The organism is Methylobacterium sp. E-012 (genome assembly GCF_057836545.1).
Genome location: NZ_JBYQEY010000001.1, coordinates 1,776,671 through 1,795,915, shown reverse-complemented (window position 1 = coordinate 1,795,915; position 19,245 = coordinate 1,776,671). Strand labels below are relative to the sequence as shown.

20 protein-coding genes are annotated in these 19,245 nt (G+C 71.6%); 13 read left to right on the top strand and 7 right to left on the bottom strand.

Features of this window, described 5'->3' with window-relative positions; genetic code table 11:
• Positions 1-11 precede the first annotated feature (11 nt).
• The 4 genes from AC3IF1_RS08525 to flbD all read left to right on the top strand — a co-directional run bounded on the left by AC3IF1_RS08525 (position 12) and on the right by flbD (position 3,429).
• Complete coding sequence (locus AC3IF1_RS08525; protein ID WP_243966895.1) at positions 12-1,058, top strand: flagellar motor switch protein FliG; 1,047 nt, start codon at positions 12-14, stop codon at positions 1,056-1,058.
• A complete protein-coding gene (locus AC3IF1_RS08520) occupies positions 1,055-1,666 on the top strand; it encodes a FliH/SctL family protein (protein ID WP_243966894.1) in 612 nt (203 codons plus the stop codon). Before AC3IF1_RS08525 ends, AC3IF1_RS08520 begins: the two co-directional genes overlap by 4 nt.
• 10 nt (positions 1,667-1,676) lie before the next feature.
• Positions 1,677-2,009 carry a flagellar motor switch protein FliN gene (gene fliN / locus AC3IF1_RS08515; RefSeq protein ID WP_243966893.1) on the top strand — a complete coding sequence of 111 codons (333 nt, stop codon included), beginning with the start codon at positions 1,677-1,679 and terminating at the stop codon, positions 2,007-2,009.
• 61 nt (positions 2,010-2,070) lie between these two features.
• The gene (gene flbD / locus AC3IF1_RS08510) at positions 2,071-3,429 is read left to right on the top strand and encodes a sigma-54-dependent transcriptional regulator FlbD (protein WP_243966891.1); all 1,359 of its coding nucleotides are present in this window, start codon (positions 2,071-2,073) and stop codon (positions 3,427-3,429) included.
• A gap of 78 nt (positions 3,430-3,507) precedes the next feature.
• Here the strand turns inward: flbD and AC3IF1_RS08505 are convergent, their stop codons facing one another.
• Together AC3IF1_RS08505 and AC3IF1_RS08500 are read right to left on the bottom strand one after the other, a co-directional pair.
• A complete protein-coding gene (locus AC3IF1_RS08505; RefSeq protein WP_243966890.1) occupies positions 3,508-3,792 on the bottom strand; it encodes a hypothetical protein in 285 nt (94 codons plus the stop codon).
• 183 nt (positions 3,793-3,975) lie between these two features.
• Positions 3,976-5,289, bottom strand: coding sequence for a KpsE/RkpR family capsule polysaccharide export protein (locus tag AC3IF1_RS08500; RefSeq protein ID WP_489217191.1), 1,314 nt, complete (start codon positions 5,287-5,289; stop codon positions 3,976-3,978).
• 174 nt (positions 5,290-5,463) lie between these two features.
• Here AC3IF1_RS08500 and AC3IF1_RS08495 point away from each other — a divergent pair, with 174 nt between their 5' ends.
• The 3 genes from AC3IF1_RS08495 (at position 5,464) to fliP (ending at position 7,825) form a co-directional block, all read left to right on the top strand.
• Complete coding sequence (locus AC3IF1_RS08495) at positions 5,464-5,904, top strand: hypothetical protein (RefSeq protein ID WP_243966888.1); 441 nt, start codon at positions 5,464-5,466, stop codon at positions 5,902-5,904.
• A 65-nt stretch (positions 5,905-5,969) separates the two neighbouring features.
• A complete protein-coding gene (locus AC3IF1_RS08490; RefSeq protein ID WP_489217188.1) occupies positions 5,970-7,037 on the top strand; it encodes a lysylphosphatidylglycerol synthase domain-containing protein in 1,068 nt (355 codons plus the stop codon).
• Positions 7,038-7,114: 77 nt separating this feature from the next.
• Positions 7,115-7,825 (top strand): flagellar type III secretion system pore protein FliP, encoded by a 711-nt coding sequence (gene fliP, locus AC3IF1_RS08485; RefSeq protein WP_243966905.1) that lies wholly within the window; start codon positions 7,115-7,117, stop codon positions 7,823-7,825.
• A gap of 121 nt (positions 7,826-7,946) precedes the next feature.
• Here the strand turns inward: fliP and AC3IF1_RS08480 are convergent, their stop codons facing one another.
• From AC3IF1_RS08480 to AC3IF1_RS08470, 3 genes are all read right to left on the bottom strand, one after another.
• Entirely contained in the window at positions 7,947-11,321 is a 3,375-nt protein-coding gene (locus AC3IF1_RS08480; RefSeq protein WP_489217186.1) for a hypothetical protein, read from the bottom strand.
• A gap of 137 nt (positions 11,322-11,458) precedes the next feature.
• Entirely contained in the window at positions 11,459-12,166 is a 708-nt protein-coding gene (locus tag AC3IF1_RS08475; protein WP_489217184.1) for an invasion associated locus B family protein, read from the bottom strand.
• A gap of 112 nt (positions 12,167-12,278) precedes the next feature.
• Positions 12,279-12,455 (bottom strand): hypothetical protein, encoded by a 177-nt coding sequence (locus AC3IF1_RS08470; RefSeq protein WP_243966884.1) that lies wholly within the window; start codon positions 12,453-12,455, stop codon positions 12,279-12,281.
• 376 nt (positions 12,456-12,831) lie between these two features.
• Between AC3IF1_RS08470 and AC3IF1_RS08465 the strand changes: the two genes are divergently transcribed.
• A complete protein-coding gene (locus AC3IF1_RS08465) occupies positions 12,832-14,277 on the top strand; it encodes a homospermidine synthase (protein ID WP_489217182.1) in 1,446 nt (481 codons plus the stop codon).
• Positions 14,278-14,402: 125 nt separating this feature from the next.
• Entirely contained in the window at positions 14,403-14,660 is a 258-nt protein-coding gene (locus AC3IF1_RS08460) for a TM2 domain-containing protein (RefSeq protein WP_489220356.1), read from the top strand.
• Between the two features lie 102 nt (positions 14,661-14,762).
• Here AC3IF1_RS08460 and AC3IF1_RS08455 read toward each other — a convergent pair whose 3' ends face one another.
• Together AC3IF1_RS08455 and AC3IF1_RS08450 are read right to left on the bottom strand one after the other, a co-directional pair.
• Positions 14,763-15,614, bottom strand: a complete 852-nt coding sequence (locus AC3IF1_RS08455) for a metallophosphoesterase (protein ID WP_489217180.1) — start codon at positions 15,612-15,614, stop codon at positions 14,763-14,765.
• Between the two features lie 8 nt (positions 15,615-15,622).
• Positions 15,623-16,228: a cation efflux transmembrane domain-containing protein gene (locus AC3IF1_RS08450; protein WP_489217178.1), complete on the bottom strand. Its 606-nt coding sequence runs from the start codon at positions 16,226-16,228 to the stop codon at positions 15,623-15,625.
• A 188-nt stretch (positions 16,229-16,416) separates the two neighbouring features.
• Here AC3IF1_RS08450 and croR point away from each other — a divergent pair, with 188 nt between their 5' ends.
• From croR to AC3IF1_RS08430, 4 genes are all read left to right on the top strand, one after another.
• Entirely contained in the window at positions 16,417-16,890 is a 474-nt protein-coding gene (gene croR, locus AC3IF1_RS08445; RefSeq protein WP_243966879.1) for a MaoC family dehydratase, read from the top strand.
• 64 nt (positions 16,891-16,954) lie between these two features.
• Positions 16,955-17,722 (top strand): TrmH family RNA methyltransferase, encoded by a 768-nt coding sequence (locus AC3IF1_RS08440; protein ID WP_489220355.1) that lies wholly within the window; start codon positions 16,955-16,957, stop codon positions 17,720-17,722.
• A 174-nt stretch (positions 17,723-17,896) separates the two neighbouring features.
• Complete coding sequence (locus AC3IF1_RS08435) at positions 17,897-18,520, top strand: TadE/TadG family type IV pilus assembly protein (protein WP_489217176.1); 624 nt, start codon at positions 17,897-17,899, stop codon at positions 18,518-18,520.
• Positions 18,520-19,134, top strand: a complete 615-nt coding sequence (locus tag AC3IF1_RS08430) for a TadE/TadG family type IV pilus assembly protein (RefSeq protein ID WP_489217174.1) — start codon at positions 18,520-18,522, stop codon at positions 19,132-19,134. The genes AC3IF1_RS08435 and AC3IF1_RS08430 overlap by 1 nt, the downstream gene beginning before the upstream one ends.
• The last annotated feature ends 111 nt before the right edge of the window (positions 19,135-19,245 follow it).

The window sequence follows — 19,245 nt, the reverse complement described above, 5'->3', positions numbered from 1 at the left end:
AGGAACGGACGATGGCGGCAGGTCTGGCGAATACCCTGGCGAATGTGGGCGGCGACTCCTTCGCGACGATGCCCGGTCCGCAGCGCGCGGCCGCGCTCCTGCTGATGCTCGGCGAGGAGGAAGGCGCCCCGATCTGGCAGATGCTGGAGGAGGAGGAGGTCAAGAAGGTCAGCCACGCGATGGTCCAGCTCGGCACGCTGGAGGTGCAGACCGTCGAGCGGCTGATCATCGAGTTCGTGACCAAGCTCGGCAACAGCGGGGGCATCTCGTCGAACTTCGAGCGGACCGAGGCGCTGCTCCTGAAGATCTTCCCCAGCGACCAGGTCTCGCTGATCATGGCGGAGATCAAGGGCGCGTCCGGCAAGCGCGTTTGGGCCTCGATCGCCCAGGTCGACCCGGAGATCCTCGCCTCGTTCCTGCGCAACGAGTACCCGCAGACCGTCGCGGTGGTGCTCTCGCGGGTGCGCGCCGACTACGCCGCCAAGGTGCTGACCATCCTGCCCGAGGATTTCGCCATCGATTGCCTCAACCGCATGTTGCGCATGGAGACGGTCCAGAAGGAGGCCCTGCGCCACATCGAGGAGACCCTGCGGGTCGAGTTCGTGTCCACCATCGCCCAGACCCAGCGCCGCGACGCCCACGAGATGATGGCCGACGTGTTCAACGCCTTCGACCGGCAGACGGAGGGGCGTTTCCTCGCCGCCCTCGATCAGGCGAATCGCGGCTCGGCCAAGCGCATCCGCGAGCTGATGTTCACCTTCGAGGATCTGCTCAAGCTCGATCCGGGCAGCGTCCAGACCCTGATGCGCGCGATCGACAACGAGACCCTGTGCCGGGCGCTCAAGGGCGCCAACGAGCCGACCCGGGCCTTCTTCATGAAGCAGATGTCGACCCGCGCGGCCAAGAACCTCACGGACGAGATGGCCTCCCTCGGCCCCGTCCGCCTCAAGGAGGTCGACGAGGCGCAGGCCAAGATGACCGAGATCGCCAAGGACCTCGCCGAGAAGGGCGAGATCATGATCGCCAAGAATAGCGCCGAGGAGGAGCTGGTCTATTGAGCGCCCAAGCGTCCCGGAGCGCGAAGCCGTTCCTGTTCGAGACGGATTTCCGCAGCGCGCGTCCGAGCGCGGATGCGCTGCGCGCCACCGAAGCCGCCCTGCGCGCCGAGGCCGAGGCCCATGCCCGCGGCCTCCAGGACGGACGGATCCAGGCCGAGGCGCAAGTCCAGGGCCGGCTCGCCGACGCCATGACCCGCCTGGCCCTCGCCGCCGCGGGCCTGATCGCCCAGGCCGACGCGCGCGATGCCGAGCGTGAGGCGCAGGCCGTCGAGGTGGCCGTGCTGATCGCCCGGAAGGTCGCGGGCGACGCCCTGGAGGCCGCCCCGCTCGCCGGCATCGGCGAGGCGGCGCGCGCCGCGCTCCAGCACCTACGCGGCGTGCCCCACCTGGTGGTGCGGGTCCATGACAGCCTCGTCGAGGAGGCCGAGACCCTGATGAAGCGCCTGGCGCGCGAGCGCGGCTACGAGGGCCGCCTCGTCGTGCTCGGCGACCCCGACATGGCGGCGGGCGATGCCCGCATCGAGTGGGCCGACGGCGGCATCGTGCGGGAGCGTGCCCGCATCGAGGCGGCGGTGCTGGACGCCCTCGGCCTCCCGACGCGCCCGTGAAGGAACCCCGATGTCCGACGATTTCAGCCTGCCCCAGCTCGGCGAGAACGATCCCGACTACGCGGCGGGCTCGATCCGCGACGCGCCGACCACCCCGAAGACCGCCGCCGACCTGGAGCAGCTCTTCGACGTGCCGGTGATGGTCTCGGCGGTGCTGGGCTCCGCCCGGATGCCGATCGGCGACCTGCTCCGGATGGCGCCCGGCGCCGTGCTGGAGCTCGACCGGAAGGTCGGCGAAGCGATCGACGTGTTCGTCAACAACCGGCTGGTCGCCCGCGGCGAGGTCGTCCTCGTCGAGGACCGGCTCGGGGTGACGATGACCGAGATCGTCAAGGGCGAGTGAACTTTTTTCGGCACGGACGCCGGGGGGCTGTCCGCGCCACGATGGTTGAGAGGGACGAACCATGCGGCTCCTGATGATCGGGCGGCTCAACGGCGAGCTGATCACCGCCTCGAAGATCGCCATGCAGCGCGGCGCCGCCGTGACGCAGGCCGATGCCGTGCCGCAGGGCCTGAACGTGCTGCGCGCCCGCGGCGCCGATCTCATCATGATCGACGTGGCCCTGCCCATCGCCGACCTGGTCGCAGCCCTGGAGGCGGAACGGATCCGCACCCCCGTGGTCGCTTGCGGGGTCTCGGCGGACGCGCAGACCGCCGCGGCGGCGATCCGAGCCGGCGCCAAGGAGTACATCCCGCTCCCCCCCGATCCCGAGCTGATCGCCGCGGTGCTTGAGGCGGTCGCCACCGACCGCGCCGCCTTCGTCTGGCGCGACCCGTCCATGGAGCGGGTGGTCAAGCTCGCCGAGCAGGTCGCCCGCTCGGAGGCCTCGGTGCTGATCACCGGCGAGAGCGGCACCGGCAAGGAGGTCCTGGCCCGCCACGTCCATCAGAAGTCGAACCGGGCGGCCAAGCCCTTCGTCTCGGTCAACTGCGCGGCGATCCCCGAGGCCCTGCTCGAATCCGAGCTGTTCGGCCACGAGAAGGGCGCGTTCACCGGCGCGGTCGCCCGGCGCATCGGCCGGTTCGAGGAGGCCAATGGCGGAACGCTGCTCTTGGACGAGATCTCCGAGATGGATGTGCGCCTGCAGGCGAAGCTGCTGCGGGCCCTCCAGGAGCGGGTGATCGACCGGGTCGGGGGCACTGCCCCGGTGCGGGTCGACATCCGCGTGCTGGCGACCTCGAACCGCAACCTCGCCGAGGAGGTCCGGAAGGGCACGTTCCGCGAGGACCTGTTCTACCGGCTCAACGTCGTCGCCCTGCGGCTGCCGCCTTTGCGCGAGCGCCCGGCCGACATCCTGGAGCTCGCCGCGCATTTCGCCAAGAAATACGCCGCGGTGAACGGCGTGCCGGCCCGCCCGCTCGACGCGCAGGCGCGCGCCCTGATCCTGAAGAACCCCTGGCGCGGCAACGTGCGCGAGTTGGAGAACACCCTGCACCGGGCGGTGCTGCTGGCCTCGGGGGACGCGATCGGCCCCGAGGCGATCCTGTCCCCGGACGGCGAGGTGATGAGCGCCGAGGGACCGGCGACCCGCGCCGCCCAGGCCGCCGAGGCGGCGACCCGCGGACTGGTGGGGCGGACCGTGGCGCAGGTCGAGTGCGACCTGATCCTCGACACCCTCGACCATTGCCTCGGCAACCGCACCCATGCGGCCAAGATCCTCGGCATCTCGATCCGGACCCTGCGCAACAAGCTCAACGAGTACGTCTCGTCGGGCCTCGACGTGGCCGAGCCCGGCGGCGTTCGGAGCGCGGCCTGCGGCTGAGCGGCCGGGCCGGGTGAGGCGGCGCAGGCGGGCATCATCCTTCTTCGAAAGCCGGTGCCGGGCTGTCGCGACACTGCTTCAGCGGCGCCCGGCCTGCTCGGCGCGGTTGGCCTCGTTCTGGGCCGCGAAGGCGGCGTCGAGCTTGCGCAGCGATTCATAGCGGGCGACGTCGCTCTCGACGTCGCGGATCGTCTCCTCGACGAGGTGGCGCTGCAGCGCGACGCGCGGGTCCTCCGGCGGGAACGCCTCCCGCTCCTGGAGGCGGAGCACGGCCTGCCGCACGACGGTGTAGACCGCCTCACGCTCCGCCCGGGTCATCGACGGCTGGATCGCCTTCGCGACGAGATCGGAGAAATCCGACATGGACCGTTAGACTTCGCTCTTCCAGCAGGGCACGGGCGCCGCCACCCTCTATAGACCGCGCCGTGCGGGATCCAGAGGCTCGCGCATCATCCTCACAGGTAGCCGACGGCTTTCGGCACGATGCGAACCTGAAAGCCCGCGCCTCGTGCCGGTTCCGACATCCGGCCTGTTGCGCGCGGCGACCTACATACGCTGGTCGCGGATGCCCGCCAGCAGGAGCGAGGACGAGCTCCAGATCACCAGGAAGCAGAAGAACGACACGATCAGCGTGTGACCCCGCTCCGGGTAGAGGCTGTCGGTCGGCAGGACCGGCGGCACGAAGGTCGCCAGGAAGATGTGCTGCTTGCTGGCCGAGACCCGCGCGCGGTCGAGCAGCATGTTCGCCGATTCCTCCAGCTTCTCGGCGATGGTCCGCTCCACGAGCAAGCCCTCGTACTGGAGCAGGGCCTCGGTCAGGTTCGAACCGCCGCCCGCGGCGCCTGCCGCACTCGTTAGCTCGTCCTGCAGGGTCTTCATCTGCTGGTCGATGGCCGCGAGATTGGCGACGAGGATCTGGATCGAGCGCGAGCGCTCGTCCAAGCTGGAGCCGCGCAGGATCTGCAGGTCGTTCTCCGCCTTGAGCTTGTCCTTCCGCAGGAGCGTCAGGGTGGCCAGCGTCCCCTCGGCCGTCTTGACCGGATCGATCACGCCCCACTGATTGCGGAAGAGCTGCAGCGCGAGGTGGGCCTTGCGCAGGCGCTCCTGGGCGGTGGTGGCATCGGCCTGGGCCTGGGCGACCATGTCGGCCTGCGCCCGCTTCGAGATGTCGTTGATCAGCGCCTCGGAACGCGCCACCACGGCGCGGGAGATCGTCAGGGCGTCCTCGGGGGTGAAGGCCCGGACCGTCAGACGGATCACGCCCGAGATCGAATCGATATGCGCATCGACCTGCCTGCGCCAGTACTTGGTGAGATCCTCGATCGGGCCATTCGGATTCAGCCGCGTCCAGAAATCGGCCTGGCGGCGGGAGAACATCGTCGACAGGCCGATGCTCTTCTCCAGCGCCTCGACCATCGTCTGGCTGCCGATATAATCGCGGACGATGAAGCTATCCTGGCTGTTATGCTTCTGGATCAGGTTGGTGTACTGGCCGAGCGCGATGTTCTCCATCGGCTCGACGTTGCCGCGGACCGCGAACTGAGCCTCGGCGACGTATTGGTCGGAGGCGAAGCCGAACAGGTACAGCCCGATCACGAGGGTCGGCAGCAGGACGAACAGGCTGACGCGGCGGACGATCCGCGAGCCGTAGGTCGACGTGTCGTCCTGGCGCGGGCGCAGGCCCGGCAGGCGGGTCCAGTCCAAGTGCCGTCGAATCGAGGCGGCCAGGGCCCGGGCGCTCCGATCGGCCGGGACCGGGCGGATCGTCTCCGCACTCCGCCGCAGCTCGCTCCTCGTCGGTGCGCCGAACGTCACGATCTCGCCTTCGCGCGTGTCGTCTTTGACGTCGTCGAAGCTCATCCGCTCATTGTTCCTGGGTCTGCGCCGGTTCCGCTCACGCGGCGCCGGCCGGAGGGCGGCCCGTGCGCGGAACTGGAATCCCGTTCTTTTCGGCCCTTTTTATGGCGCCCGTCCCGTCCGCCGCGGCGACGGAGGCCGTAGCCCGACAGGGGTATCGCGCCCTACAATCTCCCGATGATGACAGAACCGTCAATTGCGGGCGACACGGATCGCCGCCCTCCTGGTCGTTCGGCCGGCCGGTCCGCCAAGACCAAGCTCACCGAGATCGTGGTCGTCTGCTCCAAATGCGCGAAGCGGCAGGGGCTGAAGCCGCGCGCGGTCCGTGCGCTCCTGAAGAAGGCCGGGAAGCAGGACGGCCCGGATGCCGCGGGCGCGCGGCGGAAGCTCTGCATCGTCGAGTCGGGCTGCCTCGGCCCATGCCCGAAGCGGGCCATCGCGGTCGCGACCGGTGCGAGCCTGGCGGCCGGCCGCGTCGTCCTGCTCGATCCCGCGGCGGGCCCGGCGGAGGCGCTCGCGGCCGTGCTCCATCCGGTGCCGCGGCGGCCGCCCCCCGAATTCGGCCCCAATACCGCACTAGCGGCGGTACGACCCGCCGAATCGCCGCCGGCTCGCTGACCGGCACAACCCCTGGAGCCGTCGCTCTTGCCCGCCTCCCGACGCGCCATGCGCACGCCGCGGCCGTGACAGGCACGCACCTATCCGGGAAACGCCGGGTCGTCCGCGCCCTGGTGCGCCGTCTTCCGCTGCTCGGCACCCTGATCGGGCTCGGCTTCGCGGTCTGGCTCGTGGCGACCAACGACCTCGACGCCGTGGCGACGGCGTTCGGGCGGATCGGCGTGGCGGGCTTCGTCGGCGTCACCCTGGTGCGGGCGCTGGTGTTGGTGCTGTGTGGCATTGCCTGGGCGCGCATCCTGGACGGGCTGTCGCCCGCGCCGGTCTCGGCTTGCCTGATCCTGCGCTTCGTGCGCGAGGGCATCAACGTCCTGCTGCCGGTTGCCTCGGTGGGGGGCGAGGTCGTCGGAGCGCGTCTCCTCACCGTCTGGGGCGTCGCCGGCTCCTTGGCGGCCGCCTCGGTGCTCGCCGACCTGCTGTTCCAGGTCGGGACCCTCGCCCTGTTCGCCGGCCTCGGGGCGGGGCTCCTCCGGCGGGTCGAAGGGGCGCAGGCGGCCGAACTCGCCGATTGGACCCTGCGGACGCTCGCCGTCGCCGCGTTCGCCGTCGCGGCGCTCTTCGCCCTCCAGCGGACCGGGATCGTGCGGCTGGTCGAGGACCGGGTTACGGCGCTCGGTCGACGCTTCGTGCGCGAGGCCGAGGCGGGCCCAGAGCCGACACCGCGGATCCAGGGGGCGCTGGACGCGGTCTGGGCGGCGGGCCGGCGCGGCCGCCTCGCCCAGTCCTGCGCCCTGCACGCGCTGGCCTGGCTGCTCGGCGCCACCGAGATCGCCGTCGTCCTCACCTGCATCGGGATCGACAATGTCGGCCTGACCGACATCCTGGTGATCGAGTCGCTGAGCCAGGCGATCAAGGCCGCGGCCTTCCTGGTCCCGAGCGGGCTCGGCGTTCAGGAGGGCGGGCTCGTGCTGGTCTGCGGCCTGTTCGGCATTCCGCCCGGGACGGCCATCGCCCTGTCCCTCGCCCGCCGGGTGCCCGACGTGGTGCTCGGCCTGCCGGCGCTCCTCGTCTGGCAGAACCTCGAGGCGCGCCGCCACGGTGTGCGCCCCGCCGCGCCGACCTGCGACCGTCCGTGACCCCGATGCCCGACGCCCCGTCCGTCCCAACCCGCATCGGCCCGAGGCGATTGCGCCGGCGTCTCCGCCTGGCCGCGATGCCTGCGCTCGCCGTCGCGCTCTTCGCCGCCGGGCCGGCGCTCGCCCAGAGCGTCACCCTCGACCTCGGTGCCGGCGGCACCACCGAGCGCGCCCTCCAGCTCGTCGCGCTGATCACCGTCCTGGCGGTGGCGCCCTCCGTGCTGGTGATGGCCACCGCCTTCACCCGGATCGTCGTGGTGCTGTCGCTCCTGCGCTCGGCCCTGGGCACCCAGACGGCGCCGCCGACCGCGGTGCTCGTCAGCCTCGCGCTGTTCCTCACCGCCTTCGTGATGGCGCCCACCGGCCGCGCGGCCTACAGCGCCGGGATCGAGCCCCTGATCGCGGGCCGGATCACGCAGGCTCAGGCCTTCGAGCGCGCCTCGGCGCCGTTCAAGACCTTCATGCTGCGCAATGTCCGCGAGAAGGACCTCAAGCTGTTCCTCGACCTCGCCAAGGTGCCGACGCCCAAGGGGCCGGAGGATGTCGGCCTGGAGATCGTGACGCCGGCCTTCATGATCTCGGAGCTGCGCCGCGCCTTCGAGATCGGCTTCCTGCTGTTCATTCCGTTCCTGATCATCGACCTCGTGGTCGCCTCGGTGCTGATGGCGATCGGCATGATGATGCTTCCCCCGGCTACGGTCTCCCTGCCGTTCAAGCTGATCTTCTTCGTGCTGGTGGACGGATGGACCCTGGTGGCGGGCTCGCTGGTCCAGAGCTACAGCGGATGAGGGCGCCGGGGCCGGCGATCCAACGGCTTTGCCGATCGCGCCTCGGCGTTCCGCTCCGGGGTCCAGACGCGTCCCGTCTCTGTCTCCCGGACAGCGTCCGGATCGATGACGCGCGGCCCGCTCACCCCGGCGGCGCGCCGGCGGCTCCGGCGCTGCTCTGCTGGTCCGCGCCCTGCGGCTCGGCGCCCTCGGCAGCGACGGCTCGCCCCCGGTCGGAAATGGCGGTCTCCGGGTAGCGCTTGCGGTATTCGGCCAGGAAGGACGACAGAGTCTCGGCCTTCGTGGCGCGGGCCGCCACGGCGCGGAAGCCCGGCGCGCGGGTCGGATCGGTGCCGGTGAGGAGCGCGAAGGTGCGCGCATCCGGGCTCGCCGCCATGGTCTCCGAGAACTTCGCCTTGAGCCGTTCCAGACCGATCGCCTCGCCGGCTAGGTCGTAGGCGATCGCGGCGCGCACCGCATCGGCCCGGGACTGCGCGTCCAGGGGCTGCCCGGACCGCCACGCCTCGCCGAGCAGCGCCTCGTGCGTCTCGCCGGCCTCGCGCCACCGGCGGGCACCCCAGTAGATGTCGGCGCGCAGGCGGTCGATGTCGGGCCCGCTCTCCCCCTCGATCGTCTCCAGGGCGAGGTCGGTGCGGGTCAGGTCCGACAGGGCGCGGGCGCGGATCAGGCCGCGGGCCCGGTTCAGGTCGCGCGGCAGCTCCGGCAGCTCCGTCGCGTCGAGGGCCTTCAGGGCCTGCAGCGGCTTGTCGTCCATCAGCCGCACGGTCGCCAGCCGTGCCGCGACGGCGGACCGGGCCGGCCCGGTGAGCCGGTTGTCGATCTGGTACTGAAGGAGGTCGGCGGCGGAGTCCAAGAGATCGAGGCCCACAAGGCGATCGGCCAGCCGGCGCACCACCTCGTCGCCGCGCCGCCCGATCGGGCTCAATTCCCGGAAATCGAAGAACAGCGCCACGGCCTCGATCCCCGGCAGCGCGTCCCCCTTGTCGGTGAGATACAGGTTCTCGAAGGCCACCTGCGCCTCGCGCATGAGCGCCGCAGCGGTGTCGCCGTTGGGCGCGATGGCGCTGGCCCGGCGCGCGGCCGTGAAGGCATCGCGCCAGCGCCCGGCGGCGAGATAGAGGCGGTCGAGCCCAGCGGTGATGCCGTCCTCGATCGCGCCGCCGTGCCACGTCAGGGCGAGACGTTCCAGCCGCTCCGTGGCGGCCTCGGCCGTCAGCTTGCCGGCGGCGCGGGCCAGCAGCGTCCTGCGCAGACTCGCCTCGACCGAGACCGGACGCACCGCAGCCGTCTCCAGCCCGGCATAAGCGTCCAGGGCGGCTTCGACCTGCCCCGTCGCCTCGGCCACGCGGGCCCGGACGAGGGCGAGCCGGTCGCGAATCCACGGGGGGAGGTCCCGGGCGTCCTCGGCGCGGGCAGCAGCGGTCTCGGCATCGCCGTTCTCGATCGCCGATTCCGCCGCGGCGGTTCGAATCAGTTGAGCGAGGTCAGGGGGGTAACTGTTGGCGAGGGGCAGGACCTTCAGGAATCCGGTCTCGGCGGCCTTCCAATCGCCCGCGCCGGCCGATGCCACGGCCCGCCACAGCGCGGCCTCCGGATCCCCGGCGAGCATCGGCAGGGTCAGCGCCTTCAGCGCTTCGGCGTTCCGCCCCATCCGCACGAGCGCCAGGCCGCGCAGGAGGGCGGTGTCGCGCTGGGCGGCCAGCAGCGGATCGTCGGCGGCGGCCGCCTCGAGCGCCGTGAGGCCCTCGGGATTGAGCCCGTTGGCGAGGTCGGCGCGGGCGAGCGCGAGCCGCGCCGGGCCGCGTTCGGTCGGCGTCGCGGCGGCGGCCGCGTTGGCGAACCCGCGCAGGGTCTCGCGCACGTTCCCGGACCGCGCCCGCTCCCAGGCGTCGGGCGCGATGGCGAGCATCCCGGCCTCGGCCAGGACCATCTCGGCCTTCCGCGCCACCGCGGAGGCGGCGAGCCCCCCCGCCCGGCCGATCGTCACGGTGTCGAGGTCGGGGCGCACCGCGAGGTCGTCGGCGCCGGCGAGAACCGCCAGGCCGTGCCGGCTCGGCAGGATCTCGAAATCCACGAACCGCCGGTTCTTCGGGTTGCCCACGGGGCGCTGGGCCGCCGAGGTCACCACCGCGATGCGCTCGCCGTCGAGGTCGAGCCACGTCGCCGAGCCGGGCCGCGGCAGGCCGAGCGAGACCGCGATGCGGCCCGAGGGGTCGGGCTTGCGCTGGGGGTCGATCGTATCGCTCGGGCTCAGGGTGTCGCCCGCCGAGAGTTCCCAGGCGGGCCCGCTCTCCGTGGCAACCGCGGTGAGATCGACCAGGCGGCCCTGGGGCACCGAGAACCGCAGGAGCGTGAGCGGTCCCGTCCGACCGGGCGCGCCGACGGGCACGAGACCCTGGCTCCCGGCGGGGACCACGACCGGCTCGGCGGTCTCGAAGGCCAGCGTGGCGACGCCGCCCCGCTCGAACAGGACGGCCGGCGGCAGGGCGTGGAACGGGAAGACCAGGCCGGACCCGGCCCGGCGCTTCGGCGGCGCCTCGGGGGGTCGATCCGGACCGGCCGGCGCCTCCGCCCGGCGCGGCGGTTCGGATGCGGGGGTAGACGGCGTCGCGACTACCGCCTCCGGCTTCGGGGGCCCGGGTACCTCGACGGCGGTCCTGCCGGGCTCGGGCGGCTTGCGGCGGACCACGTCCAGGAGGAAGGCTCCGTCCTCGCGCTCCGTGCCGATGCCGAACCCCTCCTCGGGGGTCACGAGCAGACTGGCCGACGTCGCATCCGTCTCGGTCGCCAGCTTGGCGATGCCGGGCCGGGAACGGCCGCGGGTCAGACCCGGATCGATGGTCCAGGGTCCGACGATCCGCAGCCGCGTCGCGGCGCCCTCGGCGGTGAGGGTGGTGACCGCTTCCGCGGGCAGGCGCAGCGACAGGCGCGTCAGCGTCGGGAGTAGAGCGAGTTCCAGGGACAGGGGCTCGCGCACCGGTTCGGGTACGCGGGCCCTGAGCGCCTCCTCGGCGGCCCTGGCGCGGCGGGCGAGATCGGCCACCACCTCGGGGGGCAACGGCGGCGGCAGGCCGGACCAGCCCTCCGGCAGCAGGTCGACGAACACCCGCTCGCCGGCCGATTGCAGGTTGATCCGGTAGGGCCGCTGGAGGGCGACCCGCAGGCCGGTCCCGTCGGGATCGCGCCGGACGCTCGAAACATAGGCGGGCATTTCCTCGGCCAGGTGCTCGGGGCCCGGGGCGACGCGCTCGCTGTAGCCGAGGAGCAGGACGCCGCCGGCGAGCTTGGCCTTGACCGCGACGGGCTTGTCGAAGGTGAGCACGATGCGGCCGTAGCCGCCGGGGCCGGCGCCGGTCTCGCCGCCCTTGGCGCCGACCAGCTGGGCGGCCAGGGACGGATCGATCGCCGCCAGCAGCGCCACCAGCGACAGCGCCGCGCGCAGAAGCCGGGCCCCGAGCCCTCGACCGATCCGGGGTCGCCCGCCCACCGCTCTCATCGCCTCGCCGATCCGATTCCGGCGCGCGGCTCCGGCGGGGCCGCGGCGCGCGGCGCCACATGTCCGGAACATCCTGCGGCGGCGCGGCTAACGCTGCCTTAACCGTACCCCGTAAATCCGCCGGACCGCCGGGCTTTTCAGCCGCTCAGGGCGACGGCGCGGTCGAGGGCCCGGGCGAAACCCTCGAGCGGAACCGTGATCGTCGCCGCGTCGCTGCCGCCCGACTTCTGGCCGATCACGAAGAGCGTCTTGGCGGCCCGCATGCCGTCGAGGGCCAGCGTCGGGAAGCTGATCGGGACGAAGCAGCCGTCCGGCCCGCAGGCCGTGTAGGGCGCGCCCTTGCCGAGGGCCTGCTCGTCCAGCTTGAAGGTGACGCCCGGCTCGATCGACAGGCCGAAGGGCATCAGCACGATCCCCTCGGAGCGGCCGTTCGCCGGGGTCTGGAGCTCGAAGCCGAACTTGCGGCGGCCGGTCTGCGAATCGCCCTGCGACTGGGCGACGATGCAGGTGATCTTCTCGCTCGGGCGCGTGCAGGTCATGGTCCAGTCGCCGTAGCTCTCGCTGACGGTACTGGCGCCGGTGGGCCACGCGGCATGCGCCGGGGCCGATGCGGCAGCGGCCGGCGCGGCGTCCGCCGCCGCAGGCTTGACGTCCACGGGGGCGGGCTTGACCGCCGTCTTCGGTGCGACCGGCTTCGGACGGGGTTTGGGCCGGGCCTTTGGCGGGGCATCGGCCGGGGCGGCGGCCTCCGGTTCGGCATCCTGGGCCCGCGCGGCTGCCAGCGGAACGGCGAGCAGCAGCGTCACGGTCAGGCTGAGGCGCAGGAACGCGCGAATCGTCGGCATGGAATCAGCAACTCCGGGACCATGGAACGGCACAGCCGCCTAAAGCCCGAACGGGGACGACGCAATCGCCCCGGTATCCACGCCGGCGAAAGCACTCCGCCGGGGGGACCCGTCAGAGCGGGTTCGGACCACCGGCGGCGCGGGCCAGGGCGCAGCGCCGGGCGAAGGCGGCCTCGGTCCCGCTGCGGACGGCACGGGCGCAGACGAACACGAGGGTGAGGATCCCGGGATCGCGATCCACGGTCTCGGTGACCGGGCCGGGGATCCGGGACGTGATGAGTGCGAGCATGACGGACTCCGACGGGCTGGATCTCGGACGTTCCCGTGAAAACCCCTGCCGAGCGGCCGTCTCGGCGGCCTTGTTGCAACGCAATATGAGGCCTGCGGCCGGCGCCGACCACAGGAGTGTACGCTGACGGCGCATGCATTCGGATCATGGCTGCTTGTGCTGTCCGTCAACGATGCGTTAACGGCCCGGTGCGCCGGACGGTTGACCGTGCCCGGGTGAGCCGCCATTGAGCCCCCTGCCCGGCAACGGGTCCGTCGACCGCGCTGCGATGCCGGGGCGGGCTTGTCGCCGCAGTGTCACATGCCCGCCATAACTCGCCCGCTGGCCAGACCACGCGGACGCCCGCGGCGCCCGTCAGAATCCGAGGATCTCCCGCATGTCCGAGCAGCCGACCCATCACCCGATCCATGGCCGTATCAGCGGGCCCATCGTGATGATCGGCTTCGGCTCGATCGGCCGGGGCACGCTGCCCCTCATCGAGCGCCACTTCGAATACGACAAGGCCCGCTTCACGGTGATCGACCCGGTCGACACCCACCGGGCGCTCGCCGAGAAGCACGGCCTGCGCTTCGAGACGGTGGCGCTGACCCCCGAGAACTACCGCGACGTGCTCACCCCGCTCCTCACCGAGGGGGGCGGCCAGGGCTTCTGCGTGAATCTCTCGGTCGACACCTCGTCGCGCGCCATCATGGAACTCTGCCGCGAGCTCGGCGCCCTCTACATCGACACCGTGGCCGAGCCCTGGCCGGGCTTCTACTTCGACAAGACCAAGAGCCAGGGCGACCGCACCAACTACGCCCTGCGCGAGAACATCCTCGACGCCCGCGCCCAGAAGCCGGGCGGCACCACCGCGGTCTCGTGCTGCGGCGCCAATCCCGGCATGGTCTCGTGGTTCGTCAAGCAGGCGCTCCTGAACATCGCGCGGGATACCGGGCTGCAGCGGTCCGAGCCGAAGACCAAGGCTGAATGGGCCGCGCTGATGAAGGATCTGGGCGTCAAGGGCGTCCACATCGCGGAGCGGGATACCCAGCGCGCCAAGACCCCGAAGCCGCGCGGCGTCTTCGTCAACACCTGGTCGGTGGAGGGCTTCGTCTCCGAGGGCAATCAGCCGGCCGAGCTCGGCTGGGGCACGCACGAGACCTGGAAGCCCGCCAATGCCCGCGGGCAGGAGAAGGGCTCGGCCTGCGCCATCTACCTGCTGCAGCCGGGCGCCGACACCCGCGTGCGCACCTGGGTGCCGACCGCCGGCTCTCAGTTCGGCTTCCTGGTGACCCACAACGAGGCGATCTCGATCGCCGACTACTACACGGTGCAAGAGGGCGGGACGCCGGTGTACCGGCCGACCTGCCACTACGCCTATCACCCGGCCGACGACGCCGTGCTGTCGCTCCACGAGATGTTCGGCAAGGCCGCCCAGGTGCAGGAGCAGCAGCTCATCCTCGACGAGACCGAGATCGTCGACGGCATCGACGAGCTCGGCGTGCTGGTCTACGGCCACGCCAAGAACGCCTACTGGTACGGCTCGCAGCTCTCCATCGAGGAGACCCGCCGGATCGCCCCCTACCAGAACGCCACCGGCCTGCAGGTGACCTCGGCGGTGCTCGCCGGCATGGTCTGGACCCTGGAGAACCCGGAGGCCGGCATCGTCGAGGCCGACGAGATGGATTTCCGCCGCTGCCTCGAAGTCCAGACCCCGTATCTCGGCCCGGTGGTCGGGGTGTACACGGACTGGACCCCGCTCACCGACCGCCCGGGCCTGTTCCCGGAGGACATCGATACGAGCGATCCCTGGCAGTTCCGCAACGTGCTGGTCCACGGCTGAGGTTGCCCGGGCCGGCGGATCGTTCCCGCCGGCCCGGTCCTGCCATCGGGCACCCCTGTCTCAAAGCTTGACCGTACAAGCGGGGGACAGAACAAAAGCGTGTCGCCAATAAGGGGCCGAGCCTAATACCAGCCTATATCCTTTGGTTTTTTCTCGGCTTCCTCTCCGCTCATCGCTTCTATCTCGGTCGTACCGGCAGCGCGATCTTCCAGATCGTCCCAAATTGCATCGTCATCGGGGTGATCTGGCTCGTCATCGACCTGTTCCTGATGCCCGGGATGGTGCGGGCGAACCAGGCGAGCGTCCGCGATCGCCTGATGCGGAACCTTCAGACGTCGCGTCCGGCGTCCGGCGCGGCTCTGTCCCCGCCCGACCACTTCTGAAGACGCGCCGGGGAATGCGGCACGCGGGTGCGGCTCGACCGCGGCCGCGTCCCGATACGGGGGCACCAGCACACGCAGCCGGCCGCCCCGGGCGAGGCCGGATCAGCGCCGCGCGACCTCGACGAAGCGATCGCTCCGGTAGCCCGCCCCCTCCACCGGGTTCGACACCCAGCGGCAGCGCCCGATCGCCAGGTCGTGGCCGGCGTGGAAATGGCCGGAGATCCACAGATCCGGCCGTTCGGCATCGGCGAGGTCGTCCAGCGCCGTGCTGGCGTAGAAGGCCGGGACCCACCAGGGGACGCCGGGCGCGTCCCGGAACCGGTCCGCCGCAAGCGGGCTCGCCGGATGGTGCGTCACCACCACGGTCGGGCCGTCATGCGGGATCCGGAGCGCGGCGTGCAAAGCCGCCCGCTCGGCCCGGTGCGCCGCCATCGCGTCCGCGGGCTGCCAGGGGCTGCCGTCGGCCTTGCGGATCGAACCGAGATATTCCCGCGAGCCCATGACCGGATCGGTCATGCGGTCGGCCGCGTAGGCAACCGGGTCGACGGGCCGGTCCGGTGCGTCCGGGGCGAGCCAGCGCCCGGCGAGGGCCCAGTCGCTCCACAGGGTAGTGCCGACGAAGCGCACCCCGTCGACGATGCAGGTCTGCGCCCCCTGGAGCAGGTGGATCCGGGCGCCGAGGCCGTTGAGCCGCGTCACCTCGGCCTCCACCGCCGCCAGCAGCTCCGGCGCGGTGCGCCTGTCCCCGGTCGGGGCGTAGCGCTCGTGGTTGCCCGGAACCAGCACGATCGGGCGGCCCTGCGCGAGGTGCAGCAGCGCCGCGAGACCGCGCTCGGGATGCCCCTCGTAGAGGTCTCCCGGGCAGGCGAGCAGATCGAACGGCTCCGCGGGCGGCGGGATCAGGTCCAGCCGCCGCCGCTCCAGATGCAGATCCGAAATGGGGAAGATTCGCATGGCTTCGGTTATCGTGCGGCTCTGCGCTCGGCCGCGGCGGCCTTGAGAATGTCGGCAGCGGACTCGGCGTTGAGGATCGCAATGCCCGCCGCCACGGCGAGGTCCGGCCAGGGTGTGGGATAGGCGGCGGTCACCAGCCCGGCGGCGATGATCGCGAGGTTGGCGAAGGTATCGTTACGCGCCGAGAGATAGGCCGCGCGGGTCAGGCTGCCCGATCCGGTGCGGTGCCGGGCGAGCATCAGCGCGCAGGTGAGGTTCACGGCGAGCGCCCCGAGGCCGGTGAGCGTCAGCGGCAGGGCGGCGGGGGCCACGAAATCCGAGACCTTAGCGTAGGCCGCCCAGGCGCCCGCCACGGCCGGCAGGAGCAGGATGCCCGCCATGGCGGTCCCGAGCCGCGCCCGGTTGCGCGCGCCCCAGCCGAGGCCCGCGACAATCAGCAGGTTGATCGCCGCATCCTCCAGGAAATCGAGGCTGTCGGCGATCAGCGCCACGGAGCCGATGGTCAGCGCCACCGCGATCTCGATGCCGAAATAGCCGAGGTTCAGCGCCGCGACGCGGGCCACGACGGGGCGGAGGGCGGGCGGCGCGGGCCGGGCTGCTTCATCGACGGTCACGGGACGCGTCTTCGCCGAGGCCGGCACGCCTGTCGAGGGCCGTTGAGAAATCCCTGTCCGCGACTCAAGAAAGTTCGACGCCCTTCCGCCTTCGTCCGGGTGGATTCGCCGCCGCGATCGTGCGAGGCCGGTTCCGGAGCCGGCTGCGCGGAACGCGGCACCGGCCGGAAGCGGAGGTCTGCCGAGCCATGCTGCCCGAATTGCGCGTGCTCTATTTCGAGGATCTCGAGATCGGCCTGTCGGAGACCCTGTCGAAGACCATCGCCTCCTCGGACGTGGTGGGCTTCGCTGAGATCACCGGCGACCGCAACCCGATCCATCTCTCCGAGCACTTCGCCGCCCGCACGCCGTTCGGCACCCGCATCGCCCACGGCCTGTACACCGCCGGGTTGATCTCGGCGGTGCTGGGCACCCGCCTGCCGGGACCGGGCGCGGTCTACATCTCCCAGACCCTCAACTTCCGCGCGCCGGTGCGCATCGGCGACGTCGTGGAGGTCACCGTGACGGTCGCCGAGCTGATGCCCGAGCGGCGGCGGGCGCGCCTGGCCTGCCAGTGCTCGGTGGCGGGGGAGACGGTCCTCGACGGCGAGGCGCTGGTGAAGGTGCCGACCCGGGCCGAGGCCGACCCGCTCGCCAGCCGGACCGAGCGGTCGCAGGGCTGAGGTGGGCGCGGTCCCGGAGACGGTCACCGACCCGGACGATCCCCGCCTCGAACCCTACGCCCGCATGCGCGAGCGCGACCTCGTCGGCCGCGCCGGACGCTTCATCGCCGAGGGCGAGGTGACCCTGCGGCTGCTGCTCGGTCGGCGCAGCCGCTTCCGCGCCGAATCGATCCTGCTGTTGCCGGAACGCTGGCCCGGCCTCGCCGAGGCCGTCGCCGCATGCCCGGAGCCGCCCCCGGTCCTCCTCGCCGCCAAGCCGGTGATGAGCGCCGTTACGGGCTTCCCGATCCACCGCGGGGTGCTGGCAGTCGGGCGGCGCGGACCGGACCCCGACGCGGCCAAGCTGGTGCCGCCCGCGCCCGCTCCGGCCCTGGTGCTCGGCCTCGCGGGGCTGACCAACCACGACAATGTCGGTGCCGCTTTCCGCAACGCCACCGCCTTCGGGGCGGACGCGGTGCTCCTCGACGCGGCGAGCTGCGATCCGCTCTACCGGAAGAGCATCCGGGTCTCGGCCGGGGCCGCCCTGATCCAGCCCTTCGCGCGGCTCGCCCCGGGGGAGGATTGGCTGCGCCTCGCCGATGCCCTCGACCTGGAGGCGCTGGCGCTCAGCCCGGGGGCGGCCGAGGCCCTGGACGAGCGCGCCGCACCGGCGCGGGCGCTCCTGATCCTCGGCACCGAGGGGCCCGGGCTGGAAGCACCGCTCCTCGCCCGGGCGCGGCCGGTTCGCATCGGGATGGCCGCGGGCTTCGACTCCCTCAATGTCGCCACCGCGGCGGGGATCGCCCTGCACAGCATCGCCCGCGGCCAGGGGCGCCTCGGCGGTGGGCGATGAGCGCCGGGATGCCGCCCGGGCGGCGCATCTCGGAAGGACAACACGCTGCGCGATGATCGTGGATAAGGATCGGCGCGATCGGGCGATCGATCGGGTCTTCAGGGTGGCATACGGAAAAACGTAAGACTTCCCTGGTCTAGTCGGTCCGACAACCCCAACCCGTTGGGTCAGACCGTGAGATCATTACGCTACGCTGCTCCCCGATGGCTCAGGCCACGGCCCCTCGTCGCACGGCTGTGGCGCGAGCGGAGCGGCGCTACTGCGGTCGAGTTCGGTTTCGTCGCGCTGCCGTTCCTCGCCCTGGTCGGTGCCTGCCTCGAGAACGGGCTGGTCGCCTGGGAGCAGGAGATCCTCCAGCAGGCCGTCGTCGAGGCGGGGCGCCAGATCTATACGGGCTCGTTCCAGACCTCGAATTCCGGCACGACCGATGCGGCGACGCTGATCAGCCGGTTCCGGACCGCGATCTGCACGCAACCGAGCGGCGCCGCGCGGGTGACGATCTTCACCTGCGCCAATGTCCGCGTCAGCGTCACGCAGGCGTCCAGCTACGCCTCGGCCTCGGCGGTCTCGCCGGTGGCCACCAGCAGCAGCGGCGTCAGCGACTGGAATCCCAACTTCCAGAGCTACACCTGCGGGGGGGCCTCCACGATCATGGTGGTTCAGGCCGCCGTCGACATTCCGGTCTTCTTCCCGCTCCTCGGCTTGGCCACGGCGAGCCTGCCGAACAAGCGGCGCGTGCTGCAGGCCGCGACCGTCTTCAAGATCGAGCCCTACACCACCCAATCCGTATGCTCGTGATGGTGGTCCTCGCGAAACGCCTGAAGCGCTTCCGCAGCGACGCGCGGGGCGTCGCTGCGGTGGAGTTCGCGCTCGTCCTCCCGGTGCTCATCGTCATCTATTTCGGCACGATCGAGCTGACCCGCATCCTCGATGCGAACCGCAAATTAACCCTGTTCGCACGGACGCTCGGCGATCTGTCGGGGCGCGCGGACAATCCGAAGCCCTCGACCGGCGACATGGCGACGATCGCCGGCGCCGCGACCACGATCCTCCGGCCCCTGGACGCCTCGGGCCTCCAGATCGTCGTCAACGCCATGGGCGTCGAGTCCATCTACGGCACGCTCTACGGCGGCGTCTGTTCCAGCTGGGCTCAGAACGCGACGCAGCGCCCGGCCCTCCAGATCAACGGGACGAACGGCTTGCCGGCGACGCCGGCCGCCTACCAGTTCGACGGCGCCCGCTACATCCTGGCCGAGGTCACGATGACCTACACGCCGATCATTGGCAGCGCGCTGTACAAGTGGATCTTCGGTGCGGGCGGTCTGACCTTCACCCGGCAGATCCCATGGTCGGAGCGGACCGTGAACGAGATCGTCATGCCGGGCGGAACGGCCTGCCCGAACTACAGCTAGAGCCATGCTTGATCGCTGGCTCTGCGTCCTTGTTTCAGCGCGCGCGGCGAACCGGCAAGCGGTTCGGCCGGAGCGCGCTCACGATTGTGGGAGGGTGCCCTGTCCTCGTTT

Coding starts and splice junctions, on each gene's coding strand:
- AC3IF1_RS08525 (WP_243966895.1), top strand. CDS start 12: ATGGCGGCAGGTCTGGCGAATACCCTGGCGAATGTGGGCGGCGACTCC.
- fliN (WP_243966893.1), top strand. CDS start 1,677: ATGTCCGACGATTTCAGCCTGCCCCAGCTCGGCGAGAACGATCCCGAC.
- flbD (WP_243966891.1), top strand. CDS start 2,071: ATGCGGCTCCTGATGATCGGGCGGCTCAACGGCGAGCTGATCACCGCC.
- AC3IF1_RS08505 (WP_243966890.1), bottom strand. CDS start 3,792: ATGTCGGATTTCTCCGATCTCGTCGCGAAGGCGATCCAGCCGTCGATG.
- AC3IF1_RS08500 (WP_489217191.1), bottom strand. CDS start 5,289: ATGAGCTTCGACGACGTCAAAGACGACACGCGCGAAGGCGAGATCGTG.
- AC3IF1_RS08495 (WP_243966888.1), top strand. CDS start 5,464: ATGATGACAGAACCGTCAATTGCGGGCGACACGGATCGCCGCCCTCCT.
- fliP (WP_243966905.1), top strand. CDS start 7,115: ATGCCTGCGCTCGCCGTCGCGCTCTTCGCCGCCGGGCCGGCGCTCGCC.
- AC3IF1_RS08480 (WP_489217186.1), bottom strand. CDS start 11,321: ATGAGAGCGGTGGGCGGGCGACCCCGGATCGGTCGAGGGCTCGGGGCC.
- AC3IF1_RS08475 (WP_489217184.1), bottom strand. CDS start 12,166: ATGCCGACGATTCGCGCGTTCCTGCGCCTCAGCCTGACCGTGACGCTG.
- AC3IF1_RS08470 (WP_243966884.1), bottom strand. CDS start 12,455: ATGCTCGCACTCATCACGTCCCGGATCCCCGGCCCGGTCACCGAGACC.
- AC3IF1_RS08465 (WP_489217182.1), top strand. CDS start 12,832: ATGTCCGAGCAGCCGACCCATCACCCGATCCATGGCCGTATCAGCGGG.
- AC3IF1_RS08455 (WP_489217180.1), bottom strand. CDS start 15,614: ATGCGAATCTTCCCCATTTCGGATCTGCATCTGGAGCGGCGGCGGCTG.
- croR (WP_243966879.1), top strand. CDS start 16,417: ATGCTGCCCGAATTGCGCGTGCTCTATTTCGAGGATCTCGAGATCGGC.
- AC3IF1_RS08440 (WP_489220355.1), top strand. CDS start 16,955: ATGCGCGAGCGCGACCTCGTCGGCCGCGCCGGACGCTTCATCGCCGAG.
- AC3IF1_RS08430 (WP_489217174.1), top strand. CDS start 18,520: ATGGTGGTCCTCGCGAAACGCCTGAAGCGCTTCCGCAGCGACGCGCGG.